The organism is Streptomyces sp. CNB091, assembly GCF_000377965.1.
In genome coordinates, this window is sequence record NZ_KB899003.1 from 48720 (window position 1) to 70941 (window position 22222).

Consider the following 22222-nt stretch of genomic DNA (forward strand, 5'->3'; position numbering starts at 1 on the left):
GTTCTCAGACCGCGCCGCGCAGTTCCGCCACCTCGATCTGCTCGGTCTCGTCGTGCGCGGTGAGGTCGATGACCTTGCCGACGGCCCGGTTGTCGACGGCTCCCGTGCGGTGGGCGGCGAGCGCCTCCTCGCCGACGACGTCCGCTAGGTCCTCGTTCTGCACGGACTCGATCACGGCGTTCGCCTTCTCGGCGCTCTGGGCGTGCTGGGCGCCGAAGAAGTCGAAGTTGCCCTGGGGTGCCAGGTTGCGGCGCGCGGCGTACGGGACGACGGCCGAGGCGCCCGGGATCGCGCGCGGCACGGGCACCGGCGCGATGGAGGCCGGGGCCTTCACGCTCGGGAGCGCCGGGGCGGGCAGGGGGGTGGAGGGGCGGCGGTGCTGGTGGTCCCGGTGCTCGCCCGCCCCGGGGGCCGCCGCGTGCTTCCCCCGCGGGCCCTCCCCCTCCGTGTCCTGGTGCCGGTCGTCGACGGCCGCCTGTCGCCGCCGGGCCGCCTCCACCGTCCGGCGGGTCTCCTGGAGCGCCGCGTTGCGTGTGAGGTTCATCAGGGCCTCGTCCGCGCGCCGGTACGCCTCGGGGGCCGGCGTGGACCGCGCGGGCAGCAGCTCCTTGGGGGCGGCGGCCTCGATGGCGAGCTGCCTGCGGCCCTCCAGCGCGCTGGCCCGCTCGGTCTCGGCGTTGGCGTAGCGGCGCAGCAGTCCGGCGTGCTCCCCGCGCAGCCCCGCGAGCTCGACGCGCTTGCGGCGGAGCTTGGTCTCCAGACGGGTGCGCAGCTCGCGCGACTCCTCCAGATCCTGCTCCAGCTCGGCTATCCGCTCCTCGGCCCGCCATTCGTCACTGGCGCGGGCCCGGGTCAGCTCGGCGACCCGCAGTCCCGCCGCCCGGTCCCAGCTGCGCATCAGATACGCGCCGGTGACGGCGGCGGCCGCCACGGCGGCCACCAGGCCGCGCAGGACCAGGGGTTCGGCCAGGAGCCAGGCGCCGGCGGCACCGACGACCGACACTCCCGCCACCACGGAGGGGGGCAGGATTCTGTGGAGGGGTGGGGAATGGCGGTGGCGTCCACGTGGCATGGCCTGAAATTTACCGTGTGTACGCGCCACTTGGGGGCCGCTCGGCAATCTGTTCCCCGCCGGTTACCTCACGGCCCCCGAAATGACCCGTAGCCCGAGCCCTACTTCTTGATCAGCCCCTTCGACTCCAGATACTCCTTGGCCACGTCGGCCGGCTTCGCGCGCTCGGCGTCGACCTTGCGGTTCAGCTCCGCGAGATCCTCCGTGGTGAGCGCGTCGGTGAGCTTTCCGAGCGCGTCGGCGATCTCCGGGGCGCCCGCGTCCTGGGCATTGAGGACCGGCAGGACGTTGTCGGCGTTCTGCAGCTTCTTGTCGTCCTCCAGGAAGACCAGCCCGTCCAGCACCGCGTCCGTCGTGGTCGTCAGGACCAGCTCGACCTTGCCGTCGCGGACGGCCTGCTTGGACTGCGGGGTTCCGACTCCCTTGGGGTCGATACCCGTGACGTCGATGCCGTACGTCTTCTTCAGACCGGGCGCGCAGAACGGCCGCACCTCGCACTCGTCGCCCGCCGCGATCTTCACCTTGAGCTTCGACTTTCCAAGATCGGAAAGGGTCGTGAGCTTGTTCTTCTCGGCGAATTCCTTCGAGACCGCGAAAGCGTTCTGGTCGACGGCCTTCCCCGCCGGGAGCACCTTGAGGCCCAGCGGGCCCGCGAGCTTCTCCAGCGCGGCGACCGTGGCGTCGGCGTCCGGGGAGGCGAGCGGGGCGCCCTGGGCCTTCTCCGCCCCGTTCACCTTGGCGTTGAGGAATTCGGTGATCGTCGCGGCGTATTCGGGGACGACGTCGATCTCCCCCTTCTCCAGCGAGGGCTCGTACAGCTCGCGGTTCTTCACCGTGGTGACCGAGGTGTCGTACCCGGCGTCGCCGAGGATCTGCGCGTACAGCTCGGCGAGCACCTTGGACTCGGTGAAGGAGGCCGAGCCGACGACGAGGGAGCCCTTCTTGCCGTCGCCGCCCGAGGAGCCGGAGCCCTTCTCCTGCTCCAGGCTGTCGCCGCCGCAGGCCGCCAGCGACCCCGCCAGCGCCACCATGCCCACGACCGCTCCGGCTATGCGCGAGGTTCTGCTCATGTCTGTTCTCCGTCCGAACCGAAAAAGGGTGACCAAAGGGAAGTTGGGGAGGGACGCCGGGCCCGTCACGCGGGCCGGCGGCGGCGCAGCGGTGACAGCAGCCGGTCCAGGCCCACGAGCACTCCTTCCACCAGCAGGGCGAGTCCCGCGACCAGGATCGCGCCCGCGAAGACCTGGGCCGTGTCGTAGGTGTTGAACCCGGCGGTGATGATCCGGCCGAGACCGCCGAGGCCGACCATCGCGGCGATCGACGCGGTGGCCACGACCTGGACGGCGGCGGACCGCAGCCCGGTCATGATCATCGGGTAGGCGAGCGGCAGCTCGACCCGGACGAAGAGCTGCCCGCCCGACATCCCCATGCCGCGCGCGGCCTCCACCACGGCCCGGTCCACCTCCCGCATCCCGACATAGGCGTTGGTCAGCAGCGGCGGCACCGCGAACAGCACCAGCGCGATGATCGTGGGCCAGTAACCCGAGTTGCGCAGGGGCGTGACCATGAACAGGGCGAGCACCGCGAAGACCGGGACGGCCCGCCCCACGTTGGAGATGTTCACGGCGAGCGCACCGCCCCTGCCGATGTGCCCCAGATACAGGGCGAGCGGCAGGGCTATCGCGCAGGCCACCGCGAGGGCGACCCCGCTCACGTACAGATGCTCGCCGAGCCGGTGCGCGGCCCCGCCGTCGCCCGACCAGTTGGACCCGGTCGTCAGCCAGGTCCAGGCATCGCCGATGACTCCCACGGGTCAGCCCGCCTCCACCTTCGCCGGGGCGGGCAGGCCCGCCGGTCCGCCCGGTCCGTTTGGGTCCGTGCGCCTGGCCTTGTCCACCCCGGACGGACCGGGCGCCCCGGATATCCGGGTCCAGGGCGTCAGGAGCCGCTGGAGGCCGAGCAGCAGCAGGTCCGCCGCCACCGCGAGCAGCACGCACAGGACCGAGGCGGCGAGCACCTGGGCCTTGAAGAAGCTGGGCAGCGCGTCCTCGATGAGATTGCCGAGGCCACCCTTGCCGACGAGCGAGCCGACCGTGGTCAGCGCGACCGTCGACACGGTGGCTATCCGCAGCCCCGCCATCACCGCGGGCAGCGCCAGCGGGAGCTCCACCTCCCACAGCAGCCGCCCCGGCCCGTATCCCATGCCGCGGGCGGCTTCCCGGGCCTCCTCGGGCACCGCTTCGAGCCCGGCCAGGATGTTGCGTACGAGGATGGTCAGCGAATAGAGCACCAGGCCCGTGACGACGAGCGCGGCCGACAGCCCGAACAGGGGCAGCAGCAGCGAGAACATCGCCAGCGAGGGCACGGTGTAGAGCACGGTCGTCAGCCCGAGCACCGGCCCGGCGAAGCGCCGGCCCCGGCGGGCGAGCAGCGCCAGCGGAAAGGCGACCGCGAGCCCGATCAGCACCGAGACCACCGTGATCCCGATGTGCTGCACGGTCGCGTCGGTCAACTCCTGGCTGCGGGAGCGCAGATACTCCCCGCAGATCCAGTCGTTCGTCACCAGGCAGTTCTGCTCGGCCATCCGTCCCCCACCTCCTGCTTTCGCCCGTCGCCCGGAATCTCGTCCGGGATCGCACCGCTTCCCCCGGGATCACACCGGGCTCTCCGCCGGATCACGCCGGGTCCCCCGGGGATCACGCCGTGTTCTCCCCGGGGATCACGCCGCGTTCTCCCCCGGATCGCCCCGGATCGAACTGATGACTGGCGAGCCTATCCTCGACCACTGACAATCGCGGAGGCTGTCGCATTCCGGCAACACGCCCTTCACAGAACGCCCTCCACAATGGGGAACCATGATCCGTTTCGAGCACGTCACCAAGCGTTACGCGGACGGCACCACGGCCGTCGACGACCTTTCCTTCGAGGTCGCCGAGGGTGAACTGGTCACGCTCGTCGGACCTTCCGGTTGCGGCAAGACGACCACCATGAAGATGGTGAACCGGCTGATCGAACCGACCGAGGGCGGGATATTCCTCGACGGGGACGACATATCCACCATCGATCCCGTCCAACTGCGCCGCCGCATCGGCTATGTGATCCAGCAGGTGGGACTCTTCCCGCACAAGACGGTGCTGGAGAACACCGCGACCGTTCCCCATCTGCTGGGCTGGAAGCGCGGAAAGGGGCGCGACCGCGCCGCCGAACTCCTCGACCTCGTCGGACTCGACCCTTCCGTTTATGGCGACCGCTATCCGGAACAGCTTTCCGGAGGCCAGCGCCAACGCGTGGGCGTGGCCCGCGCATTGGCCGCCGATCCGCCCGTGCTCCTGATGGACGAGCCTTTCGGCGCGGTCGATCCGGTCGTCCGCGAACGGCTCCAGAACGAATTCCTGAAACTCCAGGCCCAGGTGCGCAAGACCGTGTTGTTCGTCACGCACGACATCGAGGAGGCCGTCCGCCTGGGCGACCGGATCGCCGTCTACGGCCAGGGCCGCATCGAGCAGTTCGACTCCCCCGCCACCGTGCTCGGAGCCCCCGCGACCCCGTACGTGGCCGACTTCGTCGGCGCGGACCGCGGGCTCAAGCGGCTCTCGGTGACGCCCATCGAGGAGAGCGACCTCGACCAGCCGCCGGTCGTCCACCTCGACGACCCGCTGGCCACGGCCACCGAACGGCTCAGGTCCCAGGGCGCGCGCTGGGCGGTCGTCCTGGACGGCCGGAACGACCTCCACGGCTGGATCCCCGCCGACGCGACCGCCGACGCGACGGCCGGCACGGCGTCCGGCGGCGCACCGGCCACCTCCCAGGGCACCGTCCGCGAACACGCCCGCCGGATGGAGGCCTGGCTTCCGCTCGGCGCGCCCCTCAAGCAGGCCTTCGCCACCATGCTCCAGCACGACGCGGGCTGGATCGCCGTCATCGACGAGAAGAGCGAGGGGCGCTTCCTCGGCGTGCTGACCCCCGCCCGGCTCCACGAGGCCCTGCGCCGCTCCATCGACGCGGACGCCCAGGACGTACCGCGCGCCGAAATCGCCGTGGAGACGGTCGCGACGGTCACCGCCCCCTGAGGGCGCCCGCATCAGTTCGCGCTGAGCCGGGCGCTCAGCCACTCCAGGGCCGGCGGGATCTCCCGCCGCCAGGTCGTGAAGTTGTGCCCGCCGCTGTCGAGCACGATGGAGGACACCTTCGCGGGCGCCCTCACCTTCCCGATGAACTCCATCGTGCTCCCGAGGTTGTCCTCGCCCTCCCGGGACGTCGTCACCAGGAACGAACCGCCGGACGGCGGCCGGTTCTCCAGGGTCCACATCAGGTCGGCCCGGTCGCGCAGTTCCCGCTTCCCGTGGAACAGGTCGCCCGTCGTCGGGTCCTCGGCCGCCTTGTAGTACGCGGAGAGCCCGGCACCCGGCCGCCCGGCACGTCCGGGCGCTGGGTGCCGATCCGCGTGATCTGCCGCGGACCGGGCCCGTTCCCCGCGTGGTCGGTGACCACACCGAGTTCCTGCTGCCGGCCGAAGAGGTCGGCCCAGGAACCGTAGAAGAGGAAGGCGTTGTTGGCGGCGAGACCCACCGCCGCGAACAGCGTCAGCTGGGTCACCAGCAACAGCCCGATCCGGCCCGACACCGCTGCGGCCCCGGGCCGGGCCAGCCGCGGCCAGAGCCCTACCGTGGCGGCGAACAGGGCGACGGCGACCGCTGCCACGACCGCCAGAACTGCGGAGCTGGTGAGACCCATGAGCGTGCCTTCTCCGTGATTCCTTACGCGGGCCGGATGCGGGAAATTTCCGGAATGTGGGTGAACCCGCGCTCCCCGACCCCCGTCCTAGAGGGCGCACATCGTCCGTGGGGCTCCAGCCGGCGGACTCAACGAACCTCTTGCGAAGCCACGGGAAGCGATGTCTGTCACGCCAGATGGGGATAAGTCGGTTTCGGTTCCGCAGCGCGTGCGCCGGTTGCTCCGCGGACCGCGCCCCGAATCCGTACCGGCGCTCGTCGGTACCGCCTGCACCGTCGTCGGGCTGATCGACGTCGCCGCCGGGGTCTTCCCCCGCTTCCGGCACAGCCGGATGCACACCCTCGCCGAGGTGCTCCCCGGGGCGCTCGGCCCGTTCGCCGCCGCGCTCTCGCTCAGCGCGGGCATGCTGCTGCTCCTGCTCGCCCACGGGCTGAAACGGCACAAGCGGCGGGCCTGGCGCGCGGCGGTGATCCTGCTGCCCGCGGGGGCCGTGGCCCAGTTCGCGTACCGCCACTCGATCGTCGGGGTGCTCGTGTCGCTGGCGCTCTGCTGGCTGCTGGTGCGCCACCGGGACCAGTTCCGGGCGCTGCCCGACCCGCGTAGCCGCTGGCGCGCGCTCGCCAACTTCGTACTGCTCGGCGCCGGGTCGCTGGGGCTCGGGCTGATCATCGTCAGCGTCCACCCCGGCCGGGTCGTCGGCGACCCGTCCATCGCCGACCGTCTCCAGCACGTGCTGTACGGCCTGTTCGGCGTCGAGGGGCCCGTCGGCTACGCCGGGCGCACCGGCTGGACCGTGGCCTACTCGCTGGGCGCGCTCGGCCTGCTCACCGCCGTCACCACCATCTACCTCGCCTTCCGCCCCGAACACCCGGCCGCCCGCCTCACCGAGGACGACGAGAGCCGGCTGCGGGCCCTCCTGGAGCGGCACGGCGGCCGGGACTCGCTCGGCCACTTCGCGCTCCGCCGCGACAAGGGCGTCGTCTTCTCCCCCAGCGGCAAGGCCGCCGTCTGCTACCGGGTCGTCTCCGGGGTGATGCTGGCCGGCGGCGACCCCATCGGTGACGTGGAGGCCTGGCCGGGCGCGATCGAACGCTTCATGGACGAGGCGCAGGCGCACTCCTGGACCCCCGCCGTGATGGGCTGCAGCGAGACCGGCGGCCAGGTCTGGACCCGCGAGACCGGCCTCACCGCCCTGGAACTGGGCGACGAGGCGGTGGTGGACGTGGCGGATTTCTCCCTCGCCGGACGGGCCATGCGGAACGTGCGCCAGATGGTCAAGCGCATCGAACGGAACGGCTACGAGACCCGGGTCCGGCGGGCACGTGACATCGGCGACACCGAGCTGGACCGGATCCGCCGCGCCGCCGCCGACTGGCGCGGCACCGACACCGAACGCGGCTTCTCCATGGCGTTGGGCCGGATCGGCGACCCGGCCGACGGCGACTGCGTGATCGCCACCGCCCACCTGACCGGCTCGGGTGCGGAGGACCCCCCGGGCGGCGACCTGAAGGCGGTCCTCCACTTCGTCCCCTGGGGGCCGGACGGCATGTCCCTGGAGCTGATGCGCCGCGACCGCTCGGCCGACCCCGGCATGAACGAGCTCCTGATCGTCGCCTCCCTCCAGGCCGCCGAGAGGCTCGGCGTCGCCCGGGTCTCGCTGAACTTCGCCATGTTCCGCTCCGCGCTGGCCCGCGGCGAGCGGCTGGGCGCGGGACCGGTGCTGCGCTGCTGGCGGGGGCTGCTGATCTTCCTCTCACGCTGGTTCCAGATCGAGTCGCTGTACCGGTTCAACGCCAAGTTCAAGCCCCGCTGGGAGCCCCGCTTCGTGGTCTTCCGCACCAGCCGCGACCTGCCCCGCATCGGGATCGCGGCGATGCGGGCCGAGGGCTTCGTGAACCTCTCGCCGCCCCGCCCGTTCCGCCCCCGCCGCCCGCGCCCGTGCGGCCACACGCCGCGTACGCCGTCGGAGCACGAGGTGAGCGCGGCGTGAGCGCGGCGCGCGGGGCCCATGGCAGGTCCTAGTCTGGTCGTATGAGTACGACACGCACGCGGGGCACGGTCCGAGGACTGCCGGAGTGGGACCGCTGCGCGGTCATGGGCGTCGTCAACGTGACGCCCGACTCCTTCTCCGACGGCGGGCGCTGGTTCGACACCGCGGCCGCGGTCAAGCACGGTCTGCACCTGGTGTCCGAGGGCGCGGACCTGGTGGACGTGGGCGGTGAGTCGACCCGTCCCGGCGCCAGCCGGGTGGACGAGGCCGAGGAGCTGCGCCGGGTCGTGCCCGTCGTGCGGGGGCTGGCCTCCGAGGGCGTCACCGTCTCCGTGGACACCATGCGCGCCCGCGTCGCCGAGCAGGCCGTCGCCGCCGGGGCCGCCCTGGTCAACGACGTCAGCGGCGGCCTCGCCGACCCGGACATGATCCCGGCCGTCGCCGCCGCCGAGGTCCCGTTCGTCGTGATGCACTGGCGCGGCTTCAGCGAGTCGATGAACAGCCGTGCGGTGTACGAGGACGTGGTCGCCGAGGTCCTCGACGAGCTGCGGCAGCGGATGGACGCGGTGGTCGCGGGCGGCGTCGCCCCCGAGCGCCTCGTGATCGACCCCGGCCTCGGCTTCGCGAAGGACGCCGCCCACGACCTGTCGCTCGTCGCGCACCTGGCCGGCCTGCACACGCTGGGCCGCCCGCTGCTGGTGGCCGCCTCCCGCAAACGTTTCCTCGGGCACGTCCTGGCCGGGCCCGGCTCGGCCCCGCCGCCCGCCCGCGAACGCGACGCGGCGACCGCGGCCGTCTCCGCGCTGTCCGCGGCGGCCGGAGCCTGGGCGGTCCGGGTCCACGAGGTACGGGCCACCGCCGACGCGGTCCGCGTCGCCCGCGCGGTCGAGGGCGCCGCGTGAACGAGGAACACGCACGGGCCGCCGCCGACATCGCTGAGGTCGAGGCCGCCAACACCGCCTTCTACGAGGCGCTGGAACGCGGCGACCACGACGAGCTCGCCGGCCGGTGGCTGCCGGGCGAGGACCTCACGGTCTCCTGCGTCCACCCCGGCTGGCCGGTGCTCACGGGCCGCGGCGACGTACTGCGCAGTTACGCCCTGATCATGGCGAACACCGAGTACATCCAGTTCTTCCTCACCGACGTCAACATCGCGATGACGGAGGACACCGCCCTGGTGACCTGCACCGAGAACATCCTGAGCGGCGGCCCCGCCGAGGAGGGCAACGCGCTGGGCCCGCTCGTGGGCCAGCTGGTCGTCGCCACCAACGTGTTCCGGCGCACCGCCGACGGCTGGAAACTCTGGTCCCACCACGGATCGCCCGTCCTGACCGATTCCGATGAGGACGACGACGAGGAAACACCCTCGTGAGTGGGTACGGGACCGGTAGGGGTTGGAACCGATGACCACCGGGTAGGGGCGGCTACCAGCCCGAAGGCGCTGTCCACGGCCCCCACGGGCGAGCACTGTCGGTGCTCGCAGGTAGATTCGAAAGAAGGCACCTCGCCGCCCGCACGCGGCCGGGTGCCTCTCGACCAACGACAGCAGGAGTGATTCGCGTGGATCGTGTCGCGCTGCGCGGCCTCAAGGCCCGTGGGCACCACGGTGTCTTCCCCCGGGAACGGGAAGAGGGCCAGACCTTCATCGTCGACCTGGTGCTCGGCCTCGACACCCGCCCCGCGGCAGCCACCGACGACCTGGCCCGCACCGTGCACTACGGCGTGGTGGCCGAGGAGGTCGTCGACGTGGTGACGGGCGAACCGGTCGATCTGATCGAGACGCTCGCCGAACGCATCGCCCAGCAGTGCCTGAAGCACGAAGGCGTCCAGGAGGTCGAGGTCGTGGTGCACAAGCCGGACGCACCGATCACCGTCCCCTTCGACGACGTGACCATCACCATCATCCGGAGCCGAGCATGACTGCATTTTCCACCGAAGGGCAGAGCGACCCGACCGTACAGCCGGTTCCGACCGCCGTCGTCCAGCAGGTGGACGCCGCCGACGTCACGCTCTCCAACCCCAAGATGGCCGTGATCTCCCTCGGCTCCAACCTGGGCAACCGGCTGGAGACCCTCCAGGGGGCCGTCGACGCCCTGGAGGACACCCCGGGCCTCCGGGTCAAGGCCGTCTCCCCGGTGTACGAGACGGAGCCCTGGGGCGTCGAGGCGGATTCCCAGCCCTCGTACTTCAACGCCGTCATCCTCGTGAAGACGACGCTGCCCCCGGCCTCCCTGCTGGAGCGCGGCCAGGCCGTCGAGGAGGCCTTCGACCGGGTCCGCGAGGAGCGCTGGGGTCCGCGCACCATCGACGTCGACATCGTGGCGTACGCCGACGTCCTCTCCGACGACCCGGTGCTCACGCTCCCGCACCCGCGCGCCCACGAGCGGGCCTTCGTCCTCGCCCCCTGGCACGACATCGACCCCGAGGCCCAGCTGCCCGGCGCCGGCCCGGTGGCCCAGCTCCTCGCCGAGGTCGGCCGCGACAGCGTCCTGCCCCGCGCCGACCTGGAACTGCGCCTACCGGAGTAATCGTTAGGCTCGACGGACGGTGGTCCGGCGCACGGCCGGACCGGGCACAGGCGGCGCGAAAGGCGGCTCACTCGGTGAAGCAACTACGGCTCGGGGTACTGGCGGGCCTCTTCGCCGCCGCCGGTGTCCTCTCCTGGGGCGGGGCCCGCCTCTGGGACTCCCTCGGCACCCTGCCGAGCGTCCCGCTGGCCGCGTCGATCGTGCTCGCCGTGATCGCGGTGATCCTCCTCGCGACCGCCCTCTCCACCCGCACCCGCCTGCGCGCCCAGCGCGAGCGCCGCCCCGGCGCCAAGGGGGTCGAGCCGCTGTTCGCGGCTCGCGCGGTCGTCTTCGGCCAGGCGAGCGCCCTGGTCGCCGCCCTCGTCGCCGGCATGTACGGCGGCACCGGCGTCTTCCTCCTGGGCTACCTCGACATCCCGCCCCGCCGCGACCAGGCCATCTACGCGGGCGCGGCGGTGGTGGCCGGCATCGCTGTGATCGCGGCCGCGCTCTTCCTGGAACGCGTCTGCCGCCTCCCGGAGGACGGCAACGACCACGACGGCACGGGCGCGGCAGCCGCGTAGACGGATACGGGCGCGGCAGCCGCTCCACGCGGCTGCCGCGCCCGCTTCTCGCGTTCGGGAGAGCGTCAGCGCGCCATGATGAGGCTCATCGCCTCGGCGCGGGTCGCGGGGTCCCGGAGCTGGCCGCGGACCGCGGAGGTGAGGGTCTTCGCCCCGGGCTTGCGGATACCGCGCATCGACATGCACATGTGCTCGCACTCGATGACGACGATGACTCCGCGGGGCTCCAGGATCGACATGAGGGACTCGGCGATCTGCGTCGTCAGCCGCTCCTGGACCTGCGGACGGCGGGCGTACACGTCGACCAGCCGGGCCAGCTTCGACAGACCGGTGATCTTGCCGGTGGAGGCGGGGATGTAGCCGACGTGCGCGACGCCCCTGAACGGCACCAGATGATGTTCGCAGGTCGAGAACACCTCGATGTCCTTGACCAGCACCATCTCGTCGTGGCCCAGATCGAACGTGGTCGTCAGGACGTCCTCGGGCTGCTGGTACAGGCCGGCGAATATCTCCTTGTACGCCCGTGCCACCCGCCCCGGCGTCTCCCGCAGGCCCTCGCGGTCCGGGTCCTCTCCGACGGCGATCAGCAGTTCGCGTACGGCCGCCTCGGCCCGCTTCTCGTCGAACTCGCCGATCGAACCCTGGCCGTCCAGCGTCACCGGGTCGGTCATCTGTGCCTCGTTCCTCTGTGCTGTCCCGTGCGCGGGTTCGCGCTCAGACCTCGCAGGCATACGGAAAAGCCGCGCCCCCACAGGCTAAAACCTGGGGGGCGCGGCATCCATTCCGGGACCGGGTCGGCCCCCGTGACGGGGGTCTCACCGGAGTCGGTCTGTCACTGGTTCTCGGGACGCTCCTCGGGGGTCGCCTCGGTGGACGGGGCGATGTCCTTCGTCAGGTCCTTCGGGGCGATCTCCGGCGGGGTGGCCGAACCGTTGGCGACCGATGCGCCGTTGGTGAGGGCCAGCTCCTTGGGAGAGAGCACCGGGGGCCGCGTCGACGGGGTGCGCCGGACGGATCCGGTCCATGCCGGTCGGGCGGGGCGCCGGACGAGCGGGGCGAAGATCTCCGCGATCTCGTCCTTGCCCAGCGTCTCCTTCTCCAGCAGTTCGAGCACCAGGGCGTCGAGGATGTCGCGGTTCTCGACGAGGATCTCCCACGCGTCGTTGTGGGCGGTCTCGATGAGCTTCTTGACCTCCTCGTCGACCAGTGCCGCGACCTCTTCCGAGTAGTCGCGCTGGTGGCCCATCTCGCGGCCCAGGAAGGGCTCCGAGTTGTCGCCGCCGAACTTGATCGCGCCGAGGCGCTCCGTCATGCCGTACTGCGTGACCATCGCGCGGGCCGTCGCCGTGGCCTTCTCGATGTCGTTCGCGGCGCCGGTGGTCGGGTCGTGGAAGACCAGCTCCTCGGCCGCACGCCCGCCCAGCATGTACGCCAGCTGGTCGAGCATCTCGTTGCGGGTCGTGGAGTACTTGTCCTCCTCCGGGAGCACCATCGTGTAACCGAGGGCGCGACCGCGGGAGAGGATCGTGATCTTGTGGACCGGGTCCGACTGGGGGGAGGCCGCCGCGACCAGGGCGTGTCCGCCCTCGTGGTACGCGGTGATCTTCTTCTCCTTCTCGGACATGATCCGGGTCCGCTTCTGCGGGCCCGCCACGACGCGGTCGATGGCCTCGTCGAGGCTCTCGTTGTCGATGAGCTTCTTGTTGCCGCGCGCCGTCAGGAGCGCGGCCTCGTTGAGCACGTTCGACAGGTCGGCGCCGGTGAAGCCGGGCGTGCGTCGGGCGACGGCGCCGAGGTCGACGCCCTCCGCCACGGGCTTGCCCTTCTGGTGCACCTTGAGGATCTCCAGGCGGCCCTGCATGTCCGGGCGGTCGACCGCGATCTGCCGGTCGAAGCGTCCGGGGCGCAGCAGCGCCGGGTCGAGGATGTCCGGGCGGTTCGTGGCGGCGATCAGGATGACGCCGCCCTTCACGTCGAACCCGTCCATCTCGACGAGCAGCTGGTTGAGCGTCTGCTCGCGCTCGTCGTGACCGCCGCCCATGCCGGCGCCGCGGTGGCGGCCCACGGCGTCGATCTCGTCGACGAAGACGATCGCCGGGGCGTTCGCCTTGGCCTGCTCGAAGAGGTCGCGCACCCGGGAGGCGCCGACACCGACGAACATCTCGACGAAGTCGGACCCGGAGATCGAGTAGAACGGCACGCCCGCTTCGCCGGCGACGGCGCGTGCGAGCAGCGTCTTGCCCGTACCGGGCGGCCCGTAGAGCAGGACGCCCTTGGGGATCTTGGCGCCGACGGCCTGGAACTTCGCCGGCTCCTGGAGGAACTCCTTGATCTCGTGGAGTTCCTCGACCGCCTCGTCGGATCCCGCCACGTCGGAGAAGGTCGTCTTGGGGGTGTCCTTGGTGATCAGCTTGGCCTTGGACTTGCCGAACTGCATGACCTTGGATCCGCCGCCCTGCATCTGGTTCATCAGAAACAGGAAGACGACCACGATGAGGACGAAGGGCAGCAGCGAGAGGAGAATCGAGACGAACGGGGACTGCTTCGACGGCGAGACGGTGTAACCCTTCTCGATGTCACCGTCCTCGAACTTCTGTTGCAGCGTGTCGGCGAGCTCGACGCCCTGGTTGCCGATGTAGCTCGCCTGGAACTTGCTGCCGGACTCGCCTTCGAGCTTCTGGCCCTTCTTCAGCTCGATCTTGAGGATTTGTTCGTCACCGGTGGTCAGCTTGGCCTGCTCCACCTGGTTCTTGCTGATCGCCTGGATCACCTTGCCGGTGTCCACCGTCTTGTGGCCGCCGGACGAGCCGACGACCTGCATCAACACGACCACGGCGAGGACGGCCAGCACGATCCACATGACGGGCCCACGGAAGTATCGCTTCACGTCCATCCATACGGAGCGAAGATGCCCCGTCCCTCCTGCCCGTAGGTAAATGCTGCTGTTGAAAAAGACTGTTCTTCGGACGGTACCCCAGCATCGTCACCAGCGACTGCCGGGTACGACGGAGAAACCTGCTTTCGCAGCTTCAACGGCCCGAGGGCGGCGAGGGTTCCCCAGCGGGTCGGCCGGGGTCAGCCACCGTAGACGTGCGGGGCGAGCGTGCCGACGAAGGGCAGGTTGCGGTACTTCTCCGCGTAGTCCAGCCCGTAGCCGACGACGAACTCGTTGGGGATGTCGAAACCGATCCACTTCACATCGATCGCGACCTTTGCGGCATCCGGCTTGCGCAGCAGGGTGCAGACCTCCAGCGAGGCCGGTTCCCGGGAGCCCAGGTTGGAGAGCAGCCAGGACAGCGTCAGACCGGAGTCGATGATGTCCTCGACGATCAGGACGTGCTTGCCCTTGATGTCGGTGTCGAGGTCCTTGAGGATCCGGACGACGCCGGAGGACTGGGTGCCGGCCCCGTACGAGGAGACGGCCATCCAGTCCATCGTGACGGGGGTGGACAGCGCGCGCGCCAGGTCCGCCATGACCATCACCGCGCCCTTGAGGACGCCGACGATCAGCAGGTCCTTGCCCGCGTACTCCGCGTCGATCTCCGCGGCCAGCTCGACGAGCTTCGCGTCGATCTCTTCCTTGGTGAGGAGCACCGACTGAAGGTCGGTACCCATGTCCTTCTCGTTCACCCACGTCTCTTTCTCTGCCTGCCGGCCCGGGAAAGCGCCCGGTCCGGGCCGGCTGTTCGCCTGCACTTCAGCCGCTCGCGCGTCAGCTCTGCCGAATGACCAGTCTGCCACCCTGCCGCATCGCCTCGACGCGGCCGGGCAGGTTGATGGCCCGCTGGCCGCGCCAGCCGGTGATCAGGCGGTCGACTTCTTCGAGGTGCCGGGCGAAGAGGGAGCCGGCGGGCGCCCCGGCCTCGATCAGTGCGCGGCGCAGCACCCGGCGGCGTACCGCGGGCGGCAGGACGTAGAGCTTGGCGCACTCCAGGCGGCCGGTCTCGTCGCGTACGGACAGCTCCGCCTCGGCGGCCCAGGTGTCCAGGGCGTCGGCGTCGTCGCGGGAGAGCTGGGCGGTGCGGGCGAGAGCTTCGACGACGCCTTTGCCGAGCGCCTTCTCCAGCGCGGGCAGGCCTTCGTGGCGGAGCCGGGAGCGGGTGTAGGCGGGGTCGATGTTGTGCGGGTCGTCCCAGACGGGCAGGGATTGGACCAGGCAGGCCTTGCGGACGGCCTGCCGGTCGAGCTGGAGGAAGGGACGGCGGTAGCGGCCGGCCGGCCCGGAGGCGGCGGCCATGCCGGAGAGCGAGCGGATGCCGGAGCCGCGGGCGAGGCCGAGGAGGACCGTCTCGGCCTGGTCGTCGCGGGTGTGGCCGAGCAGGACGGCGGCGGCGCCGTGGCGCTCGGCGGCGGCGTCCAGCGCGGCGTACCGGGCGTCGCGGGCGGCGGCCTCGGGGCCGCCCTCGCGTCCGACGTGCACGGCGACGGCCTCGACGGGGTCGAGGTCCATGGCGGTGAGCCGGGTGACGACCTCGGCGGCGCGGAGGCCGGACCCCGACTGGAGGTTGTGGTCGACGGTGATGCCGCCGGCCCGGACGGAGAGTTTGCGGGCCTCGAACGCGAGGGCGGAGGCGAGCGCCATGGAGTCGGCGCCGCCGGAGCAGGCGACGAGGACGAGCGGGGTGTCGGGCCGGTCGGGGAGAGCGGTCCTGCCCGCGGCGCCGGCTTCGGCATAGCGGGTGCGGGAGCGGGCGGCGTGCGCGGGGCGCCTCGCCGCGTCGGCGGGCCGGCCGTGGTCGGCGTGCCGGTGGAATTCGGTGAGTACGTCGTGGAGTACGCGGCGGACCGCCAGGCGTATCGCCGCGACCGCAGGATGGGGACCCATGTCCGGTGCCCTTCGTGGAGTTCTGGAGGAGCGTCGAGCGCCGGAACGCGTCAGTCCCGTCACTCAGAGTGCGTCGATGGTGACAGAGGCAAGCTGTTCATCGAGCATTGCACGCCTTCCCATGCCCCTACGGTCCCTCGGATGGGTGATTGGCGGGCCAATATCGGCCCCCGGGCCGTCCGACGGTCAGGATTCGGCCTTACGGTGCACCCGCGCGACCCAGTCGGCGGGCTTGGCGATCTCGGCCTTGGTCGGGAGGGTGTTCGGTGAGGTCCAGACGCGGTTGAAGCCGTCCATGCCGACCTCTTCGACGACCGATCGTACGAACTTCTCGCCGTCCTTGTACTGCCGGAGCTTGGCGTCCAGGCCGAGGAGCTTGCGCAGGGCCTGGTCGAGGCGGCCGGCGCCCTGGGCCCGGCGCTGCTGGAACTTCTCGCGGATCTCGGAGACGGAGCCGACGACGTCGGGGCCCACGCCGTCCATCACGTAGTCCGCGTGCCCTTCGAGGAGGGACATGACGGCGGTGAGGCGGCCGAGCACTTCGCGCTGGGCGGGGGTCTGGACGATGTCGACGAGGCTCCGGCTGTCGCTCTCGCCCTGTTCGCCCTCGGGGCGGCCCGCGCCGGAGAGGGACTGGGCGGCCTCGCGGAGGCGTTCCAGGAAGGTCACCGGGTCGACGTCGGTCTCGTCGAGGAACGTCTGGATCTCGCCCCGGAGGTGGTCGCGGAGCCAGGGCACGCCGGTGAACTGGGTGCGGTGGGTCTCCTCGTGGAGGGCGACCCAGAGCCGGAAGTCGTGCGGGTCGACGTCCAGCTCGCGTTCGACGTGGACGATGTTGGGGGCGACGAGGAGCAGCCGGCCGCCGCCGTCGGCGGAGGCGGGGAGGTCCCTGGTGGCCGGGGCGAACGTCTCGTACTGGCCGAGGACCCGGGAGGCGAGGAACGAGAGCAGCATGCCCAGTTCGACGCCGGTGACCTTGCCGCCGACCATGCCGACGACGGCGCCGCCGGGTCCGCCGGAGCGGCGGCTCTCCATCTTGGCGAGCAGGGGGCGCAGCAGTTCGCGGAAGCCGGCGACGTTGGCCTTGATCCAGCCGGCCCGGTCGACGACGAGGACGGGGGTGTCCTCGGGTTCGGTCCCCTCGGGGATCATCCGGGTGAAGAGCCGGACGTGTTCCTCCGAGGCCTTGGCATGCCGCCGCAGCTCCGCGACGACGGCGCGGGCCTCCTCGCGGCTGATGTCGGGACCGGGCCGGACCAGTCGGGTCGCGGTCGCCACCGCGAGATTCCAGTCGACCATCTGGGCACCACCGATGCTCGTCATGCGTCAACCGTACGTGAGCCCGTCGCCCGGTGGTGGGGTCTTGCAGCGCTCTTCGGGTGCTGGGCGGTGATCAGCGGGCCGGGCGGGCGAGTGCGGTGGCCAGGGCGTCGAGGGCTGGTTCGGCCTCGGTGGCGGAGCGGCTGCCGGAGGCGAGGAAGGCGAAGGCCAGCAGGCGGCCCCGGGGGTCGACGACGGTTCCGGCGAGGGAGTTGACGCGGCTGAGGGTGCCGGTCTTGGCGCGGATCAGGCCGGTGCCCTCGGAGCCGTCCCCGTAGCGGCCGCCGAGGGTGCCGCTGAATCCGGCGATCGGGAGGCCGGTGAGGACCGGGCGCAGTCCGGGGCGGCCGGGGTCGGCGGCGCGGGCGAGGAGGGCGGTGAGGAGCGCGGGGGTGACCCGGCCCTCTCGGTCGAGGCCGCTGCCGTCGGCGAGGTGGGCCCCGGTCACCGGGACTCCCAGCTTCTTCAGTTCGTTGGTGACGGCGCGGCGGGCTCCGGCGAAGTCGGCGCTCTCGCCCTTGGCGATGGCGGTCTGCCGGGCGAGTGCCTCGGCGATGTCGTTGTCGCTGTTGGTGAGGGTGCGCTCGACGAGGGCGGCGAGCGGGGCCGAGTGGTGGGTGGCGACGGTGCGGGCCCCGTCGGCCGGGCGGGCCTCGCGGGGGGCGCCGGTGACCTCGACGCCGGCCTTCTTCAGCTGTGCGGCGAAGGCGCGGGCGGCGTCGCCGGCGGGGTCGTCGGTGCGCTCGGCGGGGCCGCGGTCCGTGTCGTTCAGGCGGCCCTCGTTGACCATGAGGGCGGTGACGGGGGCGATGTTCACGTTCGGGCTGATCGGGTGGAGCACGGGGCCGCTGTAGCGGGAGACGTCGTACGTGAGGCGTACCGGGCCTGCCGGCTCCTCGCCGTTCGCGCCGTCCCCGGCGTCCTCGCCGTCCTCGCGCAGGGCCTTCGCGGCGTCGGCGGCCATCGAGCGCAGGGCCGCCCGGCTCAGCGTGGGGTCGCCGCCGCCGACGAGGGTGAGGGTGCGGGCGTCGGGGGAGATCGCGGCGGTGGTGGCGATGCGGTGGTCGGGGCCCAGGACGGAGAGCGCGGCGGCGGTGGTGGCGATCTTGATGGTGGAGGCCGGGGTCATCGGGGTGGTGGCGCCGGTTCCGTACAGCTGCTTGCCGGTGGCGGTGTCGATGACGGACGCGGCGACCCTGTCGCCGAGTCCGGGCGCGCCGATGAGCGGGGCGAGGGTGTCGCGGAGCGCGGCGGCGTCCCTCGGGGCGTCGTGGGTGGTGGTGCCGAGGGCCGGGAGGACGGCCGGGGCGCTGGGGGCCGGGCGGGGGCCGTCGGGTGTCGGGCGACCGTGATGTGCGCCACCTGTTCGGTCCGCGGTGACCGCCAGTGCCCGCTCGGCCTTACGCTGACCGTTGTCCCAGGGGCCGGCGGCGAGGACGGCGCCGGCAGCGACGACCAGGCCGAGCGTTGCGGAGCCTGCGATGACCTGCCAGGTGTACGACCCGTTGTGTCTGTTCTTCAGGACCCTCAGCCCGCCCCACGGGTCCGACGGGCGCATCGACGGTCTTTCCACCGGCTCGGCCACCGTTGACCAGCCCCTTTCGCGAGCACTCTTCTGCGTGGGGGACACTTAATCACCAGTCGTATGTGTTGATCATGGAGGAGCCACCCGTGGAGTTCGACGTCACCATCGAGATCCCGAAGGGTTCGCGGAACAAGTACGAGGTGGACCACGAGACCGGTCGGATCCGCCTGGACCGTCGACTCTTCACCTCGACCAGCTACCCGGCCGACTACGGCTTCGTCGAGAACACCCTCGGCGAGGACGGCGACCCGCTGGACGCGCTGGTCATTCTGGACGAGCCGACCTTCCCCGGTTGCCTCATCAAGTGCCGCGCCATCGGTATGTTCCGGATGACCGACGAGGCGGGCGGCGACGACAAGCTGCTCTGCGTCCCGGCGTCCGACCCGCGGGTGGAGCACCTGCGCGACATCCACCACGTGTCGGAGTTCGACCGCCTGGAGATCCAGCACTTCTTCGAGGTCTACAAGGACCTGGAGCCGGGCAAGTCCGTCGAGGGCGCCGACTGGGTCGGCCGTACCGAGGCGGAGGCCGAGATCGAGGCCTCGTACAAGCGTCTTGAGGCGCAGGGCGGCGCGCACTGACGTCCCTCTTCCGGTTCCGCTTGTGAGCCGGACGGCCGTCTCGGAACGGGCGGCACACCTTCACGGGTGTGCCGCCCGTTTCGCTGTCCGCACTTCCGCGCGTGCGGGGCCCATGCCCGTGGCCATACTGGGCAGACGTGCGACGGGACAGACACCCAGGTTGTGCGGTCGAGGAGGAGCGAGGTCGAGCAGTGGCGGAATCGGGCGGTCCCGAGGACCAGAAGCCCCAGTCCGACGAGGCGCGGAGCGCTTTCGCCCCGCCCGCGGGGACGAGTCATCCGGCGTCGCCGCCCGAGGAGGACCATCCGACGTCGGAGTTCGCGCTGCCGACCGGTGTGCACCAGGAGCAGTCCCATCCGGCCGGTTCGGGCGGCGGCTCCGGGGGCGGTTCGAACTCCGACACGCTGAGTTCCGCTTTCACCCCGCCGGCCACGTACCGGGCCCAGCAGTCGCCGCCCGCGTTCACCCCGGCGCAGGGCATTCCGATGGTCAGGCTGACTAAGGAGGCGCCCTGGCAGGACCGGATGCGCACGATGCTGCGGATGCCGGTGACCGAGCGTCCGGCCACGGAGGCGATCCAGCACACCGACGACGAGACGGGTCCCGCCGTGCCGCGCGTGCTCGACCTGACGCTGCGTATCGGGGAGCTGCTGCTGGCGGGCGGCGAGGGCGCCGAGGACGTCGAGGCGGCGATGTTCGCGGTGACCCGGTCCTACGGTCTCGACCGCAGTGAGCCGACGGTCACGTTCACGCTGCTGTCCATCTCGCACCAGCCGTCACTGGTCGACGACCCGGTGACGGCGAGCCGTACGGTACGCCGCCGGGGCACCGACTACACCCGTCTGGCGGCCGTGTTCCGGCTGGTCGACGACATCACCAGCACGGACACCGAGATCTCGTTGGAGGAGGCCTACCGGCGGCTCGCGGAGATCCGCCGTAACCGCCACCCGTATCCGGGCTGGGTGCTGACGGCGGCCGCCGGGCTGCTGGCCGGTTCGGCCTCCGTGCTGGTCGGCGGCGGGTTCCTCGTGTTCGTCGTGGCGGCGGCGGGCGCGATGCTCGGCGACCGTCTCGCGTGGCTGTGCGCCGGGCGCGGGCTGCCGGAGTTCTACCAGTTCACGGTGGCCGCGATGCCGCCCGCCGCGATGGGGGTGGCGCTGACGCTGACCCATTCGACGGACATCCGGCCGTCCGCGGTGATCACCGGTGGGCTGTTCGCGCTGCTGCCGGGGCGGGCGCTGGTGGCGGGGGTGCAGGACGGGCTGACCGGTTACTACATCACCGCGTCGGCCCGGCTGCTCGAAGTCATGTACTTCTTCATCGGGATCGTCGCGGGTGTGCTGATCGTCCTGTATCTGGGGCTCCAGCTGGGGGCCCAGCTCAATCCGGAGGCGCGGTTCACGCCGTACAACGAGCCGGTGATCCAGATCCTGGCGTCGATGGCGCTGAGCCTGGCCTTCGCGGTGCTGCTCCAGCAGGAGCGCTCCACCGTGCTGGCGGTCACCCTGAACGGCGGAGTGGCCTGGCTCATCTTCGGGGCGCTGGCCCGGACCGGGGGCATCTCGCCGGTCGCCGCGACGGCGGTGGCGGCCGGTCTGGTGGGACTGTTCGGCCAGTTGTTCTCGCGCTACCGGTTCCATTCCTCGCTGCCGTACATCACGGCGGCCATCGGGCCGCTGCTGCCCGGTTCGGCGACGTACTTCGGTCTGCTGGGCGTGGCGCAGAACGAGCTGGACACGGGGCTGGCCTCGCTGTCGACGGCGGTCGCGACGGCCCTGGCCATCGCGATCGGGGTGAACCTGGGGAGTGAGATCTCGCGGCTGTTCATGGGGGCGCCGGGGGCGGTCGGCGGGGCGAGCCGCCGGGCGGCGAAGCGGACCCGGGGGTTCTGAGCGCGCGTACGGCGCCGGGCCCGCGCCGCCCCCGAGCGGCCGCGCTGCCCGCACCTCGTACCTCGTGCCTCGTACCTCACGCCCGTGCCCGTGCCCGTGCCCGTGCCCGTCTCCGTACGACGAAGGCGCCCCTCCCCCGATCTGCGGGGACGGGCGCCTTCGGTGCGTGCGTACGCGGCGTGGGGTCAGCGCTTGGCGTGCCGGCCGCGCTGGCCGGTGGAGGGGCCGTTGCCGCCCGCCGGGGGGAGGCCGGAGCCGCCGCCCTCCCGTGCCGCGGCCGCGGCGGCCTTCTTGCCCTGGCTGCGGGCGCGCAGCACCTCGACCACGATCGGCACCACGGAGATGAGCACGATCAGGATGAGGATCATCTCGATGTGCTCGTGCACGAAGTCGATCTTGCCGAGCATCGCGCCGAGCACGGTGACGCCGACGCCCCAGAGGATCGCGCCGACGATGTTGTACGTGATGAAGGAGCGGTAGTTCATCCGGCTGACGCCCGCGATGATCGGCGTGAAGGTGCGCACGATGGGCACGAAGCGCGCCAGGACCAGGGACTTCGGGCCGTGCTTCTCGAAGAACTCGTGGGCCTTCTCCACGTTCTCCTGCTTGAAGAGGCGGGAGTCGGGGCGCTTGAAGAGGGCCGGGCCGACCTTGCGGCCGAAGAGATAGCCCACCTGGTCGCCGACGATCGCGGCGACGGCGACCAGCGTGCAGACGAGCCAGAGCGGGTACTTCAGCTGGCCCGTGGTCACCAGCAGCCCCGTGGTGAACAGCAGCGAGTCGCCGGGCAGGAAGAACCCGATCAGGAGGCCGGACTCGGCGAAGACGATGAGGAGCAGGCCGGGGAGCCCGAACGTGTTGAGCAGATAGTCCGGGTCCAGCCAGCTCGGTCCGAGCGCAAGCGTATTCAAGGGTCCGGGCTCCAGGATGGTGTGCGATGGCGGCTCTGTGGCTGCCCCAAGCTATCAACGCCCGGCCGGCGCCCTTGGTTCCAGTGGCGCACAGCGGGAGTGCGCATCGTGCGGAGCGGTCCGAAGCCGCTCACAGGAGGTGCCACAAACACGGGCATTGAGGATTTCGGCGGCGGTCGGGCCGCCCGGGCGGACGTGCTGGTCGTCACCACGAACGACGT

The 22222-nt window shown here is 71.5% G+C and carries 20 protein-coding genes and 1 pseudogene; 9 read left to right on the forward strand and 12 right to left on the reverse strand.

Annotated features, from left to right (window positions below; translation table 11 throughout):
• Positions 1-4: 4 nt before the first annotated feature.
• The 4 genes from D581_RS0123900 to D581_RS0123915 form a co-directional block, all read right to left on the reverse strand.
• A complete protein-coding gene (locus tag D581_RS0123900) occupies positions 5-1072 on the reverse strand; it encodes a coiled-coil domain-containing protein (protein ID WP_106434449.1) in 1068 nt (355 codons plus the stop codon).
• A 101-nt stretch (positions 1073-1173) separates the two neighbouring features.
• A complete protein-coding gene (locus tag D581_RS0123905) occupies positions 1174-2142 on the reverse strand; it encodes an ABC transporter substrate-binding protein (protein WP_026290850.1) in 969 nt (322 codons plus the stop codon).
• A 65-nt stretch (positions 2143-2207) separates the two neighbouring features.
• On the reverse strand, positions 2208-2882 hold the full coding sequence (locus tag D581_RS0123910; RefSeq protein ID WP_018959723.1) for an ABC transporter permease: 675 nt from the start codon (positions 2880-2882) through the stop codon (positions 2208-2210).
• Between the two features lie 3 nt (positions 2883-2885).
• Complete coding sequence (locus tag D581_RS0123915) at positions 2886-3656, reverse strand: ABC transporter permease (RefSeq protein ID WP_018959724.1); 771 nt, start codon at positions 3654-3656, stop codon at positions 2886-2888.
• Positions 3657-3927: 271 nt separating this feature from the next.
• Between D581_RS0123915 and D581_RS0123920 the strand changes: the two genes are divergently transcribed.
• The gene (locus tag D581_RS0123920) at positions 3928-5142 is read left to right on the forward strand and encodes a betaine/proline/choline family ABC transporter ATP-binding protein (RefSeq protein WP_018959725.1); all 1215 of its coding nucleotides are present in this window, start codon (positions 3928-3930) and stop codon (positions 5140-5142) included.
• Positions 5143-5153: 11 nt separating this feature from the next.
• Here D581_RS0123920 and D581_RS1000000138685 read toward each other — a convergent pair.
• A pseudogene (locus D581_RS1000000138685) lies at positions 5154-5806 on the reverse strand (hypothetical protein).
• A 160-nt stretch (positions 5807-5966) separates the two neighbouring features.
• Here D581_RS1000000138685 and D581_RS0123930 point away from each other — a divergent pair.
• From D581_RS0123930 to D581_RS0123955, 6 genes are all read left to right on the forward strand, one after another.
• Positions 5967-7796 (forward strand): phosphatidylglycerol lysyltransferase domain-containing protein, encoded by a 1830-nt coding sequence (locus D581_RS0123930; RefSeq protein ID WP_051114632.1) that lies wholly within the window; start codon positions 5967-5969, stop codon positions 7794-7796.
• Positions 7797-7837: 41 nt separating this feature from the next.
• Complete coding sequence (gene folP / locus D581_RS0123935) at positions 7838-8698, forward strand: dihydropteroate synthase (RefSeq protein ID WP_026290851.1); 861 nt, start codon at positions 7838-7840, stop codon at positions 8696-8698.
• On the forward strand, positions 8695-9168 hold the full coding sequence (locus tag D581_RS0123940) for a nuclear transport factor 2 family protein (RefSeq protein WP_018959728.1): 474 nt from the start codon (positions 8695-8697) through the stop codon (positions 9166-9168). The genes folP and D581_RS0123940 overlap by 4 nt, the downstream gene beginning before the upstream one ends.
• Positions 9169-9356: 188 nt before the next feature.
• Positions 9357-9716, forward strand: coding sequence for a dihydroneopterin aldolase (folB, locus tag D581_RS0123945; protein ID WP_018959729.1), 360 nt, complete (start codon positions 9357-9359; stop codon positions 9714-9716).
• Complete coding sequence (folK, locus tag D581_RS0123950) at positions 9713-10324, forward strand: 2-amino-4-hydroxy-6-hydroxymethyldihydropteridine diphosphokinase (protein WP_018959730.1); 612 nt, start codon at positions 9713-9715, stop codon at positions 10322-10324. The genes folB and folK overlap by 4 nt, the downstream gene beginning before the upstream one ends.
• A 74-nt stretch (positions 10325-10398) precedes the next feature.
• A complete protein-coding gene (locus D581_RS0123955) occupies positions 10399-10887 on the forward strand; it encodes a DUF3180 domain-containing protein (protein ID WP_018959731.1) in 489 nt (162 codons plus the stop codon).
• Between the two features lie 65 nt (positions 10888-10952).
• Here D581_RS0123955 and folE read toward each other — a convergent pair whose 3' ends face one another.
• The 6 genes from folE to dacB all read right to left on the reverse strand — a co-directional run bounded on the left by folE (position 10953) and on the right by dacB (position 18590).
• On the reverse strand, positions 10953-11558 hold the full coding sequence (gene folE, locus D581_RS0123960) for a GTP cyclohydrolase I FolE (RefSeq protein WP_018959732.1): 606 nt from the start codon (positions 11556-11558) through the stop codon (positions 10953-10955).
• A 161-nt stretch (positions 11559-11719) separates the two neighbouring features.
• Positions 11720-13780 carry an ATP-dependent zinc metalloprotease FtsH gene (ftsH, locus tag D581_RS0123965; RefSeq protein ID WP_018959733.1) on the reverse strand — a complete coding sequence of 687 codons (2061 nt, stop codon included), beginning with the start codon at positions 13778-13780 and terminating at the stop codon, positions 11720-11722.
• A gap of 182 nt (positions 13781-13962) precedes the next feature.
• On the reverse strand, positions 13963-14502 hold the full coding sequence (gene hpt / locus D581_RS0123970; protein WP_032752963.1) for a hypoxanthine phosphoribosyltransferase: 540 nt from the start codon (positions 14500-14502) through the stop codon (positions 13963-13965).
• Positions 14503-14599: 97 nt separating this feature from the next.
• Positions 14600-15712, reverse strand: a complete 1113-nt coding sequence (gene tilS, locus D581_RS0123975) for a tRNA lysidine(34) synthetase TilS (protein WP_018959735.1) — start codon at positions 15710-15712, stop codon at positions 14600-14602.
• Between the two features lie 186 nt (positions 15713-15898).
• Positions 15899-17035 carry a zinc-dependent metalloprotease gene (locus D581_RS0123980; RefSeq protein WP_020679239.1) on the reverse strand — a complete coding sequence of 379 codons (1137 nt, stop codon included), beginning with the start codon at positions 17033-17035 and terminating at the stop codon, positions 15899-15901.
• Positions 17036-17105: 70 nt separating this feature from the next.
• Positions 17106-18590, reverse strand: coding sequence for a D-alanyl-D-alanine carboxypeptidase/D-alanyl-D-alanine endopeptidase (gene dacB, locus D581_RS0123985; RefSeq protein ID WP_018959737.1), 1485 nt, complete (start codon positions 18588-18590; stop codon positions 17106-17108).
• A 113-nt stretch (positions 18591-18703) separates the two neighbouring features.
• Here dacB and D581_RS0123990 point away from each other — a divergent pair, with 113 nt between their 5' ends.
• Together D581_RS0123990 and D581_RS0123995 are read left to right on the forward strand one after the other, a co-directional pair.
• Positions 18704-19198 carry an inorganic diphosphatase gene (locus D581_RS0123990; RefSeq protein WP_018959738.1) on the forward strand — a complete coding sequence of 165 codons (495 nt, stop codon included), beginning with the start codon at positions 18704-18706 and terminating at the stop codon, positions 19196-19198.
• A gap of 191 nt (positions 19199-19389) precedes the next feature.
• Positions 19390-21090 (forward strand): threonine/serine exporter family protein, encoded by a 1701-nt coding sequence (locus tag D581_RS0123995; RefSeq protein WP_018959739.1) that lies wholly within the window; start codon positions 19390-19392, stop codon positions 21088-21090.
• Positions 21091-21275: 185 nt separating this feature from the next.
• On the opposite strand, the gene D581_RS0124000 is transcribed toward D581_RS0123995, so the two are convergent.
• Positions 21276-22001: a DedA family protein gene (locus D581_RS0124000; RefSeq protein ID WP_018959740.1), complete on the reverse strand. Its 726-nt coding sequence runs from the start codon at positions 21999-22001 to the stop codon at positions 21276-21278.
• Between the last annotated feature and the right edge of the window lie 221 nt (positions 22002-22222).

Bases quoted from the DNA above. Each gene is read 5' to 3' on its own strand.
- D581_RS0123980 (WP_020679239.1), bottom strand. From the start codon at position 17,035: ATGACGAGCATCGGTGGTGCCCAGATGGTCGACTGGAATCTCGCGGTG.
- D581_RS0123900 (WP_106434449.1), bottom strand. From the start codon at position 1,072: ATGCCACGTGGACGCCACCGCCATTCCCCACCCCTCCACAGAATCCTG.
- folE (WP_018959732.1), bottom strand. From the start codon at position 11,558: ATGACCGACCCGGTGACGCTGGACGGCCAGGGTTCGATCGGCGAGTTC.
- tilS (WP_018959735.1), bottom strand. From the start codon at position 15,712: ATGGGTCCCCATCCTGCGGTCGCGGCGATACGCCTGGCGGTCCGCCGC.
- folK (WP_018959730.1), top strand. From the start codon at position 9,713: ATGACTGCATTTTCCACCGAAGGGCAGAGCGACCCGACCGTACAGCCG.
- D581_RS0123920 (WP_018959725.1), top strand. From the start codon at position 3,928: ATGATCCGTTTCGAGCACGTCACCAAGCGTTACGCGGACGGCACCACG.
- ftsH (WP_018959733.1), bottom strand. From the start codon at position 13,780: ATGGACGTGAAGCGATACTTCCGTGGGCCCGTCATGTGGATCGTGCTG.
- hpt (WP_032752963.1), bottom strand. From the start codon at position 14,502: ATGGGTACCGACCTTCAGTCGGTGCTCCTCACCAAGGAAGAGATCGAC.
- D581_RS0123905 (WP_026290850.1), bottom strand. From the start codon at position 2,142: ATGAGCAGAACCTCGCGCATAGCCGGAGCGGTCGTGGGCATGGTGGCG.
- dacB (WP_018959737.1), bottom strand. From the start codon at position 18,590: ATGCGCCCGTCGGACCCGTGGGGCGGGCTGAGGGTCCTGAAGAACAGA.
- D581_RS0123930 (WP_051114632.1), top strand. From the start codon at position 5,967: ATGTCTGTCACGCCAGATGGGGATAAGTCGGTTTCGGTTCCGCAGCGC.
- folP (WP_026290851.1), top strand. From the start codon at position 7,838: ATGAGTACGACACGCACGCGGGGCACGGTCCGAGGACTGCCGGAGTGG.
- D581_RS0123915 (WP_018959724.1), bottom strand. From the start codon at position 3,656: ATGGCCGAGCAGAACTGCCTGGTGACGAACGACTGGATCTGCGGGGAG.